A 13,318-nucleotide genomic window follows, 5' to 3' on the forward strand; every position below is an offset into this window, starting at 1 on the left:
GGCGCTCGTCAGTTGGTGGTCGACTTCGACTCGGGCTCGTTCTGAGGGACTTCGACGCCCTCGACGGCTTCGGCGGTCGTGGTGTCCTTCTCGGTGTCGATGTGCCAGCGGTCGACCTCGTCCTCGTACGCGGCGAGGCGCTCGGAGACCTGCTGTTTGAGGTCGTCGTCGTTGACGTTGACCTCGAAGACGAACTCGACCTCGTCGGTGGTGCCGCGGGCCACCCGCTGGACGTTGGCGCTGATGAGTTCGTTGTCGAAGTAGTAGGGCGCGAGCTGTGTCATCACCTTCCGGTAGACGGTGTCTTCGACCGCCCGGAGCGCCTTTCGGCTCGCGGAGTCGGCCGCGCGCTTGACGTAGTCGATGGAGTCCTGCCAGCGCTCGACGGCACCCTCGTTGTCTCCCTCCTCGACCTTCTCGTACGACTCCGAGAGCTTGCGCCCGGCGCTCTGGAGGTCCTCTTCGGGCTTCTTGCCCGCCTTCTCTCCCTCGCCCTCGGCGACACTCGCCTGGGCGGCGGTCTTCTCGTTGACGTCCTGCGAGAGGCGTTCGTGGGACTTGGGTCGCCACTCGTCCCACTCGGTGAACGCGTCACTGTCGACGCCGGCGTCGCGGAGCGCGCGGGTGACGCGTTCACCGTGCTCGACGATATCCCCCCACGAGCCGCGGTGTTTGAATCCTGAGATGCTCTCTTCCATTCGTCGTTCTAGAGCCCACTCGCTGCGTGATGAAAAACTCTCCGCGCGACCCTCTGCCACGCGAGATAGCGTGTCTCAGCGCCGTCCGTACGTGAGTCCGGTGGCGAACGCGTCGAGTCGCCGTTTGATGCCTTCGAGCCAGGCGGCCGGCGACACGCGTCGCGCCTCGGCGTCGGAGACTTCGATGCGTCCCGACGCGAACGGGTCGCGCTCCGCCGTCTCGCCGTCCTCGTGGCCCTGCTGTGTGGTGTCGACGACGGACGTCATCGCACAGCGTCCGCAGCTCTCGGTTCCGGTTCCACCCATGACTGGCTGTGGGTTCGGCCTATTCGTCATTAAAGATTGTCGTGTGTACGCGTCGCAGACGAGTGCCAGCCGCCCGGCGAGTGGCCGACCACGCGGATGGCAACGTGCTTTTGTTCGGTCGTGCTGTGTGAGCACACATGAGCTACCGAGTCGTGGAGACCGAGACCGTCGAGGCGGAACCCGACAGGCCCTGTACGCTGCGCCGCCTCTCGGAACGGGCGGGCCTCGAGCGGATGGCCGTCAACCGGTTCGAGGCCGACCCCGGCGAGCAGGTCCCGCTCGCGTACCACTACCACGACGAACAGGAGGAGGCGTTCTTCGTCCTCTCGGGGACGCTCCACGTCGAGACGCCCGCGGAGGAGTACGTCGTTCCGGCGGGGAGCCTGTTCGCCGTCGAACCGGGAAGTCCACAGCGAGCGTTCAATCCCGCAGACGCCGACGAGCGGGTCGAACTCGTCGCGGTCGGCGCACCGGCGGTGTCGGGCGACGCCCACGCGTACGACCCCGACGAGGACGAGACATGAGCGAGCGGGGCGAACCGAACGGGAAGGCAGAGCCGTCCGACGGGGAGGGCGTCCCGCAGGCGGTTCGCGAGTCCGTCGGCGAGGACGTCATCGCCGAGGTCGAAGCGAACGTCCCCGACTGGGACGACCCGTTCTTCGACCGTGTCTCGGACCGGCTGATGTTCAGCTACGACCTCGAAAAGGACGAGCGGGTCCGCGGCGAGACGTGGGACCTGTTCGGACGGATGCGCATCGAGAGCCAGAAGCAGTTCCTCCACCGCTCGATCAACTTCGCCAACCACCACGTGGACGAGTACCTGTTCGCCAGGCGAGTCGCCCGAGTTCGCGCGGGCGACCTCGACCGGCTCGTCGACCTCGCCGACGACCTCGCCGACGAGTGGATCACCAGAGACGAAGAACACCAGGGCACCGAGTTCACCTTCGTCCTCGTCGCGCCCGACATTCCCGACGACGTCCGTCGGGCGGTCGAGTCGTGGTCCGAGCGGACCCTCCTGAAGTTCGGCTACTACGGCCACTACGAGGTGAACCTCGTCGTCGTCGCCCCCGAACGCGAGGACGTGGTCGCCTCTCCGAACGCCGACGTCTGGCGGGCGTTCGCGCTCTGGCGAGCGCCCGGCGCGGAGCCGTCGTCGGGCGGGCTCCTCGACCGGCTCGTCCGTGCGTTCCGACGGTGAGGTGACACTCACGGGGGAAGTCCCCACACAGAAAAGCGAAGACGGCCGGAGACGGGGTCTCAGTCGTCCGAATCGACGGTTCCGCCGTCCGCGAGGGCGGCACCGCTGCCGCCGCGGCGGGCGTTCTGGATGTTCTCGTAGCCCATCTTGACGAGCGAGAGCGCCAGGAAGATGAGCGTCAACGCGAGCACGATCTGGACGATGGCCGAGATGATGCCGAAGGTCCCCAGGTCGGCCGGGTTCCCGACGATGAACTTCTGGTACAGATTGCTGTAGAAGGCCAGCCAGGAGAGCCCGAGCGTCGTGATGGTGACCATGACCGCCATCGGGACGCCCGTCGAGATGAGCTGCTTGGAGTCGTCCCAGTTGGCGAGCCACACCGTCGCAGTCAAGAGCGCGAGCGCGGCGAGCAGCTGGTTCGCACCGCCGAACAGCTGCCAGAGCGTCACCCACGACCCGCTGGTGATGAGGATGTACGCCGGGACACCCTGGACGGCCGCGTTCGCGTAGCGGTCGACCGCGACCTTCTCGACGGCGGTCTCGGGTGTGCCGACGATCTCCTCCATCATGTAGCGACCGAGCCTGACGGCGGTGTCGGTCGAGGTGAGGAGGAAGCTCACGAGCACGAGCGCCATGAACGGCGCGCCGAAGCTCTGGGGGATGCCGAACGAGGTGAGGAAGATGCCGCCGCCGGTCGCGAAGTTCGGCAGGGCGACGCCGATTCCGCCGGCGGGGTCGAGGCTCGCACCGGCGACCGCGAGCGCCGCGAGCGCGACGGTCGCGAGCAGGCCCTCCCCGAGCATGCCACCGTAGCCGATGGTACGGGCGTCGCTCTCCTTGTTCAGCTGCTTCGCCGTGGTGCCCGAAGAGACCAGCGAGTGGAAGCCGCTGATGGTCCCACAGGCGATGGTGATGAACAGGAGCGGGAAGAGCGGAGCCGTACCGGTGACGCCCCAGAAGCCGTTGAACGCCGGGATGCCGACCTCGAGCGGCTGGGTGGGAATCGGCGTGATGCCGAGCCACATCCCGCCCACGGTGCCGACGATAATCGCGAGGAGCGCGCCGCCGACACCCGAATAGAGCAGGAACGACGACAGGTAGTCACGCGGCTGGAGCAGCATCCAGACCGGGAGCGCGCTCGCGATGGCCGCGTAGATGATGATGACGGGAATCCACGCCGAGACGTTGGCGTTGATCACGGTCGGGAGGAACGTGCTGCCGCCCTCGGGGACGAGCACCAGCGGGTTCTGGATACCGACCCAGACGCTGGCGAAGACGCCGATGACGAACACCACGGTCCCCGGGACGAACGGGAGGTCGAGCTGGTAGAGGTAGATGCCGAAGAGGAACGCGAGCGCGATGTAGAGGATACTCGCGGTGGCGGCGCTCGGGAACGCGTCGAAGACGATGGCGACGACGAGTGCGAACACCGCGACGACGAGGATGATGGTGAGGAAGGCGAACCACAGGAGCATCTTCTTGCCCCGCTCACCGACGTACTCGCCGATGATGTACCCGATGGACTTCCCCTCGTGACGGAGGCTCGCCGACAGCGAGACGAAGTCGTGAACGCTCCCCATCAGGGGGTTGCCGATGGCGATCCACAGGAGCGCCGGCACCCAGCCCCACAGGATGCCGGCAGTGATGGGACCGACGATCGGTGCGCCACCCGCAATACTCGAGTAGTGATGCCCCAGCAGGACAGGCTTCTTCGCCGGAACGTACTCCTGTCCGTCTTCGTACTTGTGCGCCGGTGTCTCACGGGAGTCGTCGAGTTCGACGAACTGCGAAAGATACCGTGAGTAGCCCAAGTACCCCACGCTGAACAGTGCCAGCACGGCAACGACCAGCCACAACGCTTGTACCATGTGATAGTACCTCAGGATGAACCATGAGGAAATTTGTACTTAAAACTTAATATTCAATCGTGATACGATTTACACACACGAGAGTTCATATTGGCATCTTTCAGCGTTTAATTCTCGCGCTCGAGCGCAAATTCAACGAACGAGGCAGACGTTACTCTTGTATGTCTTGTGGGGGTGTGAGTGCGATTCACAGCCCGCGCGGTCGTGTACAGATGTGGAACGACTCAGCCGGCCGAGTCGGGGGCGACGCCGATGTCGAGTTCGTCGGCGACCTCGACGAGGAAGTCCCCCTTGACTTCGGAGATGCGGGTCTCGATCTCCGCGACGACGGGCTGGTCGAACTCCTCGCGGAGCGTCTCCAGTCGCTCCCGTTCGGTCGCGACGCGGTCGCGGAGGAATCGCGCACCCCTCCCCTCCTCTTCGGGATCGGGTTCGGGCGTGAGCTTGTTCACGGCGAGCCCTTCGACGGAGAGGCCCGCCTCCAGCAGTTCGTCCACCGCGCGGGAGGTCTCCTTGAGCGAGAGTTCGTCGGGGTTGACGACGAGGAAGAACCCGGCCTGCTCGCGGAGCGTCCGGCCGGCGAACTCGAACTGCTCTTTCCGCGCCTGGAGGCGGGCGATGATGGGGTCGCCGTCCATCATCCGCCGCGGCTCGTTGTTGCCGATGGCGGCTTTCTCGTAGAGGTCGATGCTCTTCTTTCGCTTGTACAGCAGCCGGTCGATCCACCCCTCGAGGAAGGCGGGAAGCGAGAGCAGTCGGAGCGTGCCGCCGGTCGGCGAGGTGTCGAAGACGACGCGGTCGTAGTCGGTGTCGCGCATCACGCTCACGAAGCGGTCGAACAGCGCCGCCTCGTACGCGCCGGGCGTCTGGTGGGCCATCTCGAGTTGGCGGTCGATCTCGTTGACCATCGCCGGACTCACCTGGTCACCCATCGCCCGCTTCGTCTCCATGAGGTGCCGTTCGACCTCGTCGTCGGGGTCGATCTCCATCGCGTGGAGGTTGTCGATGCCCTCGACGGGAGCCGGGTCGTCGGAGAACTGCTGGTCGAACACGTCCGACGTGGAGTGGGCGGGGTCCGTCGAGACCACGAGCGTCTCCAGTCCGGCGGTGGCGCACTTGTAGGCGTACGCCGAGGAGACCGTGGTCTTGCCGACGCCGCCTTTGCCGCCGAAGAAGACGAAGTCGTGCATGTCAGAAGTGGTACTGTTGGCCCTTGCGTTCTAAGAGCGACCCGCGGTCCCACATCCGTCGCTCCCACGATTCGAACTCGTCTTCGAGGTACGGGAGGAGTTCGGCGGTGTAGTACGAGACCGGGGAAGGAATCCCGAAGGCGTCGGGGAAACACGCCAGCATGAACGTGTCCTCGATGTCCTCGGCCTCCTTCTCGATCTTCTCGTAGGCGGGGTGGGTGAACAGCCCGTGAAACAGCCCACGGGCCCACTCCGCTGCGAGGTCGAGGAAGGCCGCGATGCGGTCCGCGAGTGTCATACTCTGACGGTCATCAAAGACGAGGCAAAAGCGTGTCGTCTGCGCGCGCCCGGACGGCGCGTTCGGGGCGCTCCCGGAAACCCTCCCATTCAATACTGAGAGACAGTCATCACCGACTGATGCCAGGGGACGAGATTCCGGTCACGGTGCTTTCGGGGAGTCTTGGCGCGGGCAAGACCACGCTGTTGAACCATCTGCTCGAAGGCGCGGGCGACAGGCGCATCGCCGTCCTCGTCAACGACATGGGGGAGGTGAACGTCGACGCCGAACTCGTCAGTGGCACGTCGAAGGGGCTGGCCGGCGACGTGACCGAGCTCTCGAACGGCTGTATCTGTTGTGAGCTCCGCGGCGACCTCGAACGCGCCGTGATGCGACTCGCGCGCGAGCGCGACTTCGACCACCTCGTGGTGGAGGCGTCGGGAATCTCCGAGCCCGCGCCGGTGGCGAAGCTGTTCACGCGGGGGAAGGCGTCGGCGCGGTACGTCGTCGACAGCATCGTCACCGTGGTCGACGCTCGTCAGTTCCACGACGCGTTCGGCGGCACGGGTGTCGTCGAGCGACGCGGTGCGGCCGAGGACGACACGAGGCCCCTGTCGGACCTGCTGGTCGAGCAGGTGGAGTTGGCGAACCTCGTCGTGGTGAACAAGGCCGACCTCGTCTCCGACGCCGAGTTGGCGACGGTCGAGGAACTCGTCGCCGGGCTCAGGCCCGACGCCGAAATCGTGACGACGGAGTACTCGTCGGTCGACCCCGACGTGCTGTTCGGTCGGCGGCTGTACGACCCCGCGACGGCCGCCGAAGCCGCCGGCTGGCGACGAGCGCTGAGCGAGGACGAAGTGGGTGACGGTCACGACCACGATGACCACGACGACCACCACCACGACGGCCATCGACACCCCGACGAGGTGTACGGCGTCACCTCCTTCGTCTTCCGCAGTCGACGGCCGTTCGACCCGTCGTGTATCGCGGACGTCCTCGCCGACCTGCCCGAGAGCGTCGTCCGGTCGAAGGGGACACTGTGGGTCGCCGGGAGCGAACAGCACCTCACGCTCGGTCAGGCCGGCCCCTCGGTCCACGTCGAGGCCGCCGGACCGTGGGTCGCGACGCTCCCCGCGTTCGAACAGGACGCGTACCACCGGAACCGAAGGCAGGTCGCGTGGGACGACACGTGGGGCGACCGCCGGACCGAACTGGTGTTCATCGGGACCGGGATCGACGAGGCAGCGTTACGAGGCCGACTCGACGACTGTCTCCTCGACGAGGAGGCATTCGCCGACTTCGAACCCGGCGCATGGGAGGGCGGCGACGACAGGATTCCGACGGAACAGGGTGAGCGGGTCGTCGTCGCGACACCCTGAGGCGCGTCGGAGACCCATAGGTACATTCGCCTGACACTCGACGGTGGAGGGGATGCGGTTCATCCACGTCCGCGTTCCCCGAGACCGAAGCGACGCCGTCTTCGAGGTCCTCGGAGACGAGCAGGTCGACTACGTCGTGACCGAGGTCGCAGACGACGACGCGCTGGTCGTCCAGTTTCCGCTTCCGGTACAGGCCGTCGACACGGTGCTCGCGGACCTGCGCGACGCCGGCGTCGACGACTCGTTCACCGTCATCGCCAACGCCGAGACGGCGTCGACCCCACACTTCGCCGAACTGGAACGCCGGTTCGTCGAAGGGGAGGAAGACGACGACGCGGTCGTCCCCGAGGAGATTCGCTCGAAGGCCCGAAACATGAAACCGGGCGTGCGAACGTACTACGCCATGACGCTGTTGAGCGTGCTCGTCGCGACGGTCGGCCTCTTGCTCGACTCGCCCGCGGTCGTCGTCGGCTCGATGGTCATCGCCCCGCAGGTCGGTGCCGCGTTGACGGCGAGTGTCGGCGTCGCCTTCAGCGACGGGCGGATGATACGCGACGGGATGAGCTCACAGCTGCTCGGACTCGGACTCGCCGTGGCGAGTGCGACGGCGTTCGGCTGGCTGCTCAGGGCGACCCAGTTCGTCTCCCCCGCGGTCGACGTGACGACAATCGCACAGGTGAGCGCCCGGACGTCGCCGGGCGTGCTGTCGCTCGTCGTCGGAGTCTGCGCGGGTGCGGCGGGAGCGTTCGGTCTCTCGACGGACCTCCCGGTGTCGCTCGTCGGCGTCGCCGTCGCGGCGGCGCTCATTCCGGCCGCCGCCGCCGTGGGCATCGGGGTCGCGTGGGGGTATCCGGCTGTGGCCGTCGGCGCGGCCGTGTTGCTGGTGGTGAACGTCCTCACCATCACCGCGAGCGGGGCCGGGGCACTCTGGTACCTCGGCTACCGGCCCGAGGCGTGGCGCGAGAGAGCGCCGGTCGACGCGCTCCGGTCGGGACGGTTGAACGCCGTCGTCACGGCACTGGTCTGTATCCTGGTCGTCACGGGCGCAGTCGGGGCGGCCGTCGCCGACCAGAGCGCGTTCGAGAACACGACGAACGACGTCGTCGAGGACGTCCTCGACAGCCCCGAGTACGACCGGGTCGTCCTCCGCTCCGTCGGTGTCGAGTTCACCGGGTTCGGTCTCAGAGCGTCACCGCGGGAGGTGACCGTGCGCGTCAAGCGACCGGCCGACCAGCCGTATCCGACGCTTCCCGGACGGCTGGAGGACCGAATCGCGACCGCGACGGGAAGCGACGTGTCGGTCTCGGTCGAGTTCGTCGAGACGGCGACGGCGGGCGAGAGCGCCTGAGCGTCGGCCGACGACGACGGTCAGCACGCACACCCGGTCGACCCGGGGGAGCGCTCGAAGTCCATCTCGTCGCCGCAGTCGGGACAGGCGGGCGGTTCCTCGCCCGCGACGTCGAGGTCGAGCAGTCGTTCGTCGCAGTCGTGACACCAGTACGCGCCCTTCGACTCGGTCGTCCCCGATCCGCGGTCGGTCGACGGGGTCGACGCCACGAACGCTTCTTTGAGCGTTCCGAACAGGCCCATAGCCGAACGTGCTCATTCTTCGACATAAATCCCCGAGCGAGTGGGCGGGCGTGACGCACAACCGAAGGCGAGGCGGCGGACACCGACGGGTTCAGTCGAGCGACCCGGCGAGCGCGTCGAGTGCCCTGTCGAGTTCGCCACCGCGTTTCCACGCCGCGACCCGGTCGACGAACGGGAGGGGGAGCGCCAGCGACACGGCCGACCGCATCGTAACGCGCGAGCCCTCGTCCTCCCTCGCGTACTGGACCCACGTCTCCATCGACTCGAACGGGCCGGCCTCGCCGACCTGTGTGTAGTAGTAGCCGTCCGCTCTGGGCTCGAACCTGAGGTCGAACGAGAGTCCGCCGCCGCCGACCGTGACGACCGTCGCGTCGTCCGCCTCGCGGACCGTCCGGACGTCGAAGCTCCCCTCGGCCGCCACCAGCGTCTCGGGCGAGAGCTGCCGGGCGAGCCGCGCGGGCGTGGCGCGGACGAACCGCGAGCGTTCCACCTCGGCCATGAGTGCGGATACGAGACCGGGGGTCGAAAGGGTGGTGACACCGGCAGCGCGCGGCGGGAGAGCCGACTCGTCAGTGCAACTCGGCGAGGAACGGCAGGGAGAGCCCGAAGAGGACGAGCGCGAGCGCGACGGCCCAGTAGACGATGCGGCGGAGTCGCGCGGCGGCGGGCACCTCCCCCGCGAGGTCGGGGGCGGCCGTCCAGACCAGCCGGTAGTGGGCCGCGGCCGCCAACCCGAGGAAGGTGACGGCGGAGACGCCGAGCGCGACGGGGAGCGGGAGGCCGAACGAGAGGAGGTACACCGGGCCGAACGAGAACACGAGGAGGAAGGCCATCCCCGTGACGACGAGGAACGGCCACGGGTCCACCTCCCCTCCCCCACGACTACGGAGAGCGATGTCGCGACGGGCCACGGGTGGGGATGGGACGCCAGCGCAAAGAAGTTAAGTCGGGGTCGGGGAAACGGGGAACCGATGACCACCTCTCAGGGCGACCCGAGAGTGCACCTCGTGATGAACCTCGTCCTCTCGACGCTCTTTGCCAGCGTCGTCGTCTGGGGGCTGTCGTTCCTCGACATCGTCCCGTTCACGCTCCGGAACGTCGCGATCGGCGCGCTCGGCCTCGCGCTGCTCACGTTCGTCGTGCTGCGGTGACAGGCGCGGCGACGAACACCCCCTGCTTTATCATCGTCGGCGTCGCGCGCACAGATAGACACACAGATGCCTATCGAAGACCGCGACAACGCGTATCTCATCACACACGCGCTGGCGAAAGACACCCTCTCGCGCCTGCGAGACGTCGAGACGGAGCAGGTCGCGTTCCGCAAGGGCCTGGTGAAGCTCGGCCGAATCTGTGGCTACGAGATCATCGACGGCGCGATGGAGACCGAGTACGTCTCCATCGAGACACCGCTGCAAGAGACCACCGGCGAGCGGGTGAAGGGGCTCGACGACATCGTCATCATCAACGTGTTGCGTGCGGCGACGCCGTTCGTCGAAGGGCTGTTGAAAGCGTTCCCACGGGCGAAGCAGGGCGTCATCTCCGCCGGCCGTGACGAGGAGGCCGGGATGAACGAGGCGGGCGAGTTCCCCATCACCATCGACTACGTGAAACTCCCCGAGATTCGCGCGAAGGACACCGTCATCGTCGCCGACCCCATGCTCGCGACCGGCAGCACGATGTGCGCCGTCCTCGACCACGTCCTCGAGAGCGCCGCCGAGGAGCCGACGGACCTGTTCGTCCTCTCGGCGGTGTCCGCCCCGGACGGCCTGCTGCGGGTCGACGAGGAGTACCCCGAGGCCGACCTGCTCACCGTCGCAATCGACGACTACCTCGACGACGACGGCTACATCGTTCCCGGCCTCGGCGACGCCGGCGACCGCGCGTTCCGGACGACGTAAGCGGGCGATTCTCGTTTTCGAGGAGTAGTGAGAAGCGAGCCCACAGAACGATGGTCGTGAGACTCGCGACTGGACTGCTCGAACGTACCACGAACACCGTGCGACACACGGGCGCAGTGTAGCCTCGTCCCTCCCCAACCGGTGCGGCCGGGACGGAACCCGGCCGCGACCCTCGCGCGTTCGCTCGCGTTGCTCGCTCATCGCGCGCCACCGCACCGCCCTGTCGCGGTTGGCGCGTGACGTCACGCGGTCCCGCCGCGTGGCTCACGCGCGAGGGATGAACGAGGGAGCGAGCAGTGCGAGTGACCGAGTGAATCGGCTGGGGAGGACTGTGGCTTCACCGCCCTGGCGACCGCGCAGTGTTCGTGGTCCCCACAGTCACGCCCGCCGCTCGAAACTGCCCGAGGAGCCCATCCAGCGAGACACCCACACCGAATACAACCTCCCACGAGCGGCACCACAGCTAATATCGCGGCCATCGAGTCAGAGCGTATGCACGACGCGCCCGGCGTGAACTGCCACTATCGCCCGGACGGAGGGCGCTCCGAAGAGCCGTGTGACGACTGCGGCCAACCCGTCGCCGACGCACTCACACGCACCGTCGAGACGAGGGTCGACGGGGCACAGCTACACAGCCACCGACTCTGCCCCGACTGCTTCGCCGCCTGGGTCGACCGCTACGACCGACAGCTGTCGCCCGACAGGGGAGCGAACGCGGATTCGGAGATTATCGTCGATTAGGGGGGCGCGAGTCGGCCGTCGTCAGCCGTCCGCGTTTTCACTCTCACCCGCACTCTCGCTCTCGGGTTCTGCCTCGCCGAGTCCACCGGAGAGGCCGTCGTCGCCGCGGTCCAGCGCCCGAGGGACGTCGTGGTAGTCCGAGTAGCCGTCGAACCAGCGCACGATGCGTTCGAGACGGTCGACGACGTGGCCCGGTTCGCCCGACCGTGAGAGTTCGTGGCCCTCGCGCGGATACCGCACGAGCCGGGTGTCGACGCCGGCCTTCTTCAACAGCACGTAGAGGAGTTCGCCGTTGTTCACCGGCACCCGGAAGTCCTCGGTGGCGTGGAGGACGAGCGTCGGCGTCGTCACCTCGTGAGCCACCGACGCCGGCGACTGCTCCCAGAGGAACGCGGCGTCGTCTGACGGCGTGGTCTCGAAGTCCCACTCGACGAGTTTGAACGCGTCCGACGAGCCGTAAAAGGAGGTGAGGTCGTAGACACCGCGCTGGGCGACGGCGGCGCGGAACCGGTCGTCGTGGCCGACGAGCCACGCGGTCATGTACCCGCCGAAGCTTCCCCCCGTGAGGAACACGTGCGAATCGTCGACCTCGTCGCGCTCGCACACGGCGTCGACGCCCGCGAGGACGTCACGTGCGGTCGTCACCCCCCAGTCGCGCTGGATGGCCGTCGTGAACGCCTCGCCGTAGCCGAGAGAGCCCCGCGGGTTGCACCAGAACACCGCGTAGCCCCGCGCGGCGAGCGTCTGGAACTCGTGCCACATCGTTCCCGACGTGCTCCACATGGCGTGTGGGCCGCCGTGAATCTCGACGACGAGCGGGAACCGCTCCCGGCCGTCCCGAGCCCCCTCGGGCGGGAACAGGAGCCACCCCTGCACCGGCCCCGCCTCCGACTCGAACCACACCTCCTCGGGCGCGGCAAGCGTGCGCGACGAGAGGAGGGCGTCGTTCACGGTCGTGAGGCGGCGCTCGCCGTCGGCGGCGACGGCGAAGACGTCGCCCGGGTGGTCGGCGGCGCTCTTCGTGACCGCCAGGAGGTCAGCACCGACCCCGAGCCCGTCGACCTCGCCCGTGTCGACGACGACGTCGCGGTCGACCGACTCACCGTCTCCCGCGTCGAAGCGCCTGACGACGAAGTCGCCCTCGTCGGGCGTGACAGCGTAGAACGACTCGAAGTCGGGGCCCCACGCGAAGCCCCGGTCGGGGAGGACGGTCCGGTCGAGGTCGGCGGTGAGTACGGTCTCCTCGCCCGTCTCACACGCCACCACGACGACGTCGGCGTGGACCGGTGGCCCGTCGTCCGTCGGGGTGTGGAGGTACGCCACGCGGCCGTCGTCGGTCGCCGCGAGCGCGGGCGTCCACGACTCCCCCCAGGTCACGTGTCGTGTGTGCGCTCGCGGAAGGTCGTGGGCGACCAGTTCGAACTCGATGGCGTCGTCCGGGTCGCCCCCGTCGCGCCGTCGGGCGACCGCGTAGTAGAGCGTCTCGGCGTCGCCCCAGGTCGGCGCGGTGTGGTCGCGGTCGCCGTCGGTGACACGGGTGACAGCTCCGCCCGGGTCGTCGAGCGTCTCGGCGTCGCCGGCAGCGTCGAGGTCGGCGAGGTAGACGTGTCTGTGTGTCCCGTCGAGGTAGGCTGCCGCTCGCCGGTAGACGAGGCGGTCGACGACGCGCGGGTCGGGCGTGGACCGTTCGTAGTCGGTCGCGTCGCAGTCGACGCCGCGCTCTCGCTCGGTCGCCGTGGCTTCGCTCACGAAGGCGAGCCGGGTGCCGTCGGGTGACCACGAGAGCCCCTGAACGCCGCCGGGGACGTTCGTGACGCGTCGGGCCTCGCCGCCGTCGGTCGGCACGACCCACAGCTGTGTCGGCTCGTCGTCCCGAGCGCGGGTGAACGCGAGGCGGTCGCCCGAGGGGGAGAAGGTAGGTTCGTCGTCGACCCCCGCACTCGCGGTGAATCGCCTGGGGTCGCCCCCGGCGGTGGGGACGACGAAGACGCTCGCCTCGGTCGTGGTCTCGTCGCGCGGCCGGCGAGCGACGTACGCGACGGTCGACCCGTCCGGGGAGACGGCCGGCGCGGACACCCGGACGAGGTCGTGGTAGTCTGCGGCCGTGAGCTGCATGCGAGCGCACTCGCCACACGGAAGAAAGAACGTTCCGGTGCGGAGAACCACCGTCAGC

At 67.9% G+C, this 13,318-nt stretch carries 16 protein-coding genes; 7 read left to right on the plus strand and 9 right to left on the minus strand.

Features of this window, described 5'->3' with window-relative positions; translation table 11 throughout:
- Nucleotides 1-8: 8 nt before the first annotated feature.
- Together E6N53_RS18360 and E6N53_RS18365 are read right to left on the minus strand one after the other, a co-directional pair.
- Entirely contained in the window at nt 9-698 is a 690-nt protein-coding gene (locus E6N53_RS18360) for a DUF5828 family protein (RefSeq protein WP_142860940.1), read from the minus strand.
- Nucleotides 699-773: 75 nt separating this feature from the next.
- Nucleotides 774-965, minus strand: coding sequence for a DUF8007 family protein (locus E6N53_RS18365; RefSeq protein ID WP_236639558.1), 192 nt, complete (start codon nt 963-965; stop codon nt 774-776).
- A 176-nt stretch (nt 966-1,141) separates the two neighbouring features.
- Between E6N53_RS18365 and E6N53_RS18370 the strand changes: the two genes are divergently transcribed.
- Together E6N53_RS18370 and E6N53_RS18375 are read left to right on the plus strand one after the other, a co-directional pair.
- Nucleotides 1,142-1,528: a cupin domain-containing protein gene (locus E6N53_RS18370; RefSeq protein ID WP_142860941.1), complete on the plus strand. Its 387-nt coding sequence runs from the start codon at nt 1,142-1,144 to the stop codon at nt 1,526-1,528.
- Nucleotides 1,525-2,202: a DUF8052 family protein gene (locus tag E6N53_RS18375; protein WP_201741201.1), complete on the plus strand. Its 678-nt coding sequence runs from the start codon at nt 1,525-1,527 to the stop codon at nt 2,200-2,202. Before E6N53_RS18370 ends, E6N53_RS18375 begins: the two co-directional genes overlap by 4 nt.
- A 59-nt stretch (nt 2,203-2,261) precedes the next feature.
- Here the strand turns inward: E6N53_RS18375 and E6N53_RS18380 are convergent, their stop codons facing one another.
- The 3 genes from E6N53_RS18380 to E6N53_RS18390 all read right to left on the minus strand — a co-directional run bounded on the left by E6N53_RS18380 (nt 2,262) and on the right by E6N53_RS18390 (nt 5,558).
- Nucleotides 2,262-4,070, minus strand: coding sequence for a carbon starvation CstA family protein (locus tag E6N53_RS18380; RefSeq protein WP_136592466.1), 1,809 nt, complete (start codon nt 4,068-4,070; stop codon nt 2,262-2,264).
- 224 nt (nt 4,071-4,294) lie between these two features.
- Entirely contained in the window at nt 4,295-5,260 is a 966-nt protein-coding gene (locus E6N53_RS18385) for an ArsA family ATPase (RefSeq protein ID WP_136592465.1), read from the minus strand.
- A gap of 1 nt (nt 5,261) precedes the next feature.
- A complete protein-coding gene (locus E6N53_RS18390; RefSeq protein WP_142860942.1) occupies nt 5,262-5,558 on the minus strand; it encodes a DUF7990 family protein in 297 nt (98 codons plus the stop codon).
- 119 nt (nt 5,559-5,677) lie between these two features.
- On the opposite strand from E6N53_RS18390, the gene E6N53_RS18395 reads away from it, so the two are divergent.
- The gene (locus E6N53_RS18395) at nt 5,678-6,916 is read left to right on the plus strand and encodes a CobW family GTP-binding protein (RefSeq protein WP_142860943.1); all 1,239 of its coding nucleotides are present in this window, start codon (nt 5,678-5,680) and stop codon (nt 6,914-6,916) included.
- Between the two features lie 52 nt (nt 6,917-6,968).
- On the plus strand, nt 6,969-8,264 hold the full coding sequence (locus tag E6N53_RS18400) for a DUF389 domain-containing protein (RefSeq protein ID WP_142860944.1): 1,296 nt from the start codon (nt 6,969-6,971) through the stop codon (nt 8,262-8,264).
- Nucleotides 8,265-8,284: 20 nt separating this feature from the next.
- On the opposite strand, the gene E6N53_RS18405 is transcribed toward E6N53_RS18400, so the two are convergent.
- From E6N53_RS18405 to E6N53_RS18415, 3 genes are all read right to left on the minus strand, one after another.
- Nucleotides 8,285-8,506, minus strand: a complete 222-nt coding sequence (locus tag E6N53_RS18405) for a hypothetical protein (RefSeq protein ID WP_136592461.1) — start codon at nt 8,504-8,506, stop codon at nt 8,285-8,287.
- 91 nt (nt 8,507-8,597) lie between these two features.
- Entirely contained in the window at nt 8,598-9,005 is a 408-nt protein-coding gene (locus E6N53_RS18410; RefSeq protein WP_136592460.1) for an SRPBCC family protein, read from the minus strand.
- 70 nt (nt 9,006-9,075) lie between these two features.
- The gene (locus E6N53_RS18415) at nt 9,076-9,372 is read right to left on the minus strand and encodes a hypothetical protein (protein ID WP_236642422.1); all 297 of its coding nucleotides are present in this window, start codon (nt 9,370-9,372) and stop codon (nt 9,076-9,078) included.
- A gap of 105 nt (nt 9,373-9,477) precedes the next feature.
- Here E6N53_RS18415 and E6N53_RS18420 point away from each other — a divergent pair, with 105 nt between their 5' ends.
- The 3 genes from E6N53_RS18420 to E6N53_RS18430 all read left to right on the plus strand — a co-directional run bounded on the left by E6N53_RS18420 (nt 9,478) and on the right by E6N53_RS18430 (nt 11,145).
- Nucleotides 9,478-9,657 (plus strand): DUF8107 family protein, encoded by a 180-nt coding sequence (locus E6N53_RS18420; RefSeq protein ID WP_136592459.1) that lies wholly within the window; start codon nt 9,478-9,480, stop codon nt 9,655-9,657.
- 66 nt (nt 9,658-9,723) lie between these two features.
- Entirely contained in the window at nt 9,724-10,404 is a 681-nt protein-coding gene (gene upp / locus E6N53_RS18425) for a uracil phosphoribosyltransferase (RefSeq protein ID WP_136592458.1), read from the plus strand.
- A 492-nt stretch (nt 10,405-10,896) separates the two neighbouring features.
- A complete protein-coding gene (locus tag E6N53_RS18430; RefSeq protein WP_136600522.1) occupies nt 10,897-11,145 on the plus strand; it encodes a DUF7569 family protein in 249 nt (82 codons plus the stop codon).
- Between the two features lie 21 nt (nt 11,146-11,166).
- Here the strand turns inward: E6N53_RS18430 and E6N53_RS18435 are convergent, their stop codons facing one another.
- On the minus strand, nt 11,167-13,260 hold the full coding sequence (locus tag E6N53_RS18435; protein WP_142860945.1) for a S9 family peptidase: 2,094 nt from the start codon (nt 13,258-13,260) through the stop codon (nt 11,167-11,169).
- Nucleotides 13,261-13,318: the final 58 nt, after the last annotated feature.

Source organism: Salinigranum halophilum (assembly GCF_007004735.1).
GTDB classification, from domain to species: Archaea; Halobacteriota; Halobacteria; order Halobacteriales; family Haloferacaceae; genus Salinigranum; species Salinigranum halophilum.

Excerpts from the sequence above, each read along its gene's own strand:
- E6N53_RS18365 (WP_236639558.1), bottom strand. The coding sequence starts at position 965 with ATGACGTCCGTCGTCGACACCACACAGCAGGGCCACGAGGACGGCGAG.
- E6N53_RS18375 (WP_201741201.1), top strand. The coding sequence starts at position 1,525 with ATGAGCGAGCGGGGCGAACCGAACGGGAAGGCAGAGCCGTCCGACGGG.
- E6N53_RS18395 (WP_142860943.1), top strand. The coding sequence starts at position 5,678 with ATGCCAGGGGACGAGATTCCGGTCACGGTGCTTTCGGGGAGTCTTGGC.
- E6N53_RS18360 (WP_142860940.1), bottom strand. The coding sequence starts at position 698 with ATGGAAGAGAGCATCTCAGGATTCAAACACCGCGGCTCGTGGGGGGAT.
- E6N53_RS18370 (WP_142860941.1), top strand. The coding sequence starts at position 1,142 with ATGAGCTACCGAGTCGTGGAGACCGAGACCGTCGAGGCGGAACCCGAC.
- E6N53_RS18435 (WP_142860945.1), bottom strand. The coding sequence starts at position 13,260 with ATGCAGCTCACGGCCGCAGACTACCACGACCTCGTCCGGGTGTCCGCG.
- E6N53_RS18405 (WP_136592461.1), bottom strand. The coding sequence starts at position 8,506 with ATGGGCCTGTTCGGAACGCTCAAAGAAGCGTTCGTGGCGTCGACCCCG.
- E6N53_RS18410 (WP_136592460.1), bottom strand. The coding sequence starts at position 9,005 with ATGGCCGAGGTGGAACGCTCGCGGTTCGTCCGCGCCACGCCCGCGCGG.
- E6N53_RS18380 (WP_136592466.1), bottom strand. The coding sequence starts at position 4,070 with ATGGTACAAGCGTTGTGGCTGGTCGTTGCCGTGCTGGCACTGTTCAGC.
- E6N53_RS18390 (WP_142860942.1), bottom strand. The coding sequence starts at position 5,558 with ATGACACTCGCGGACCGCATCGCGGCCTTCCTCGACCTCGCAGCGGAG.
- E6N53_RS18400 (WP_142860944.1), top strand. The coding sequence starts at position 6,969 with ATGCGGTTCATCCACGTCCGCGTTCCCCGAGACCGAAGCGACGCCGTC.
- E6N53_RS18420 (WP_136592459.1), top strand. The coding sequence starts at position 9,478 with ATGACCACCTCTCAGGGCGACCCGAGAGTGCACCTCGTGATGAACCTC.
- E6N53_RS18385 (WP_136592465.1), bottom strand. The coding sequence starts at position 5,260 with ATGCACGACTTCGTCTTCTTCGGCGGCAAAGGCGGCGTCGGCAAGACC.
- upp (WP_136592458.1), top strand. The coding sequence starts at position 9,724 with ATGCCTATCGAAGACCGCGACAACGCGTATCTCATCACACACGCGCTG.
- E6N53_RS18430 (WP_136600522.1), top strand. The coding sequence starts at position 10,897 with ATGCACGACGCGCCCGGCGTGAACTGCCACTATCGCCCGGACGGAGGG.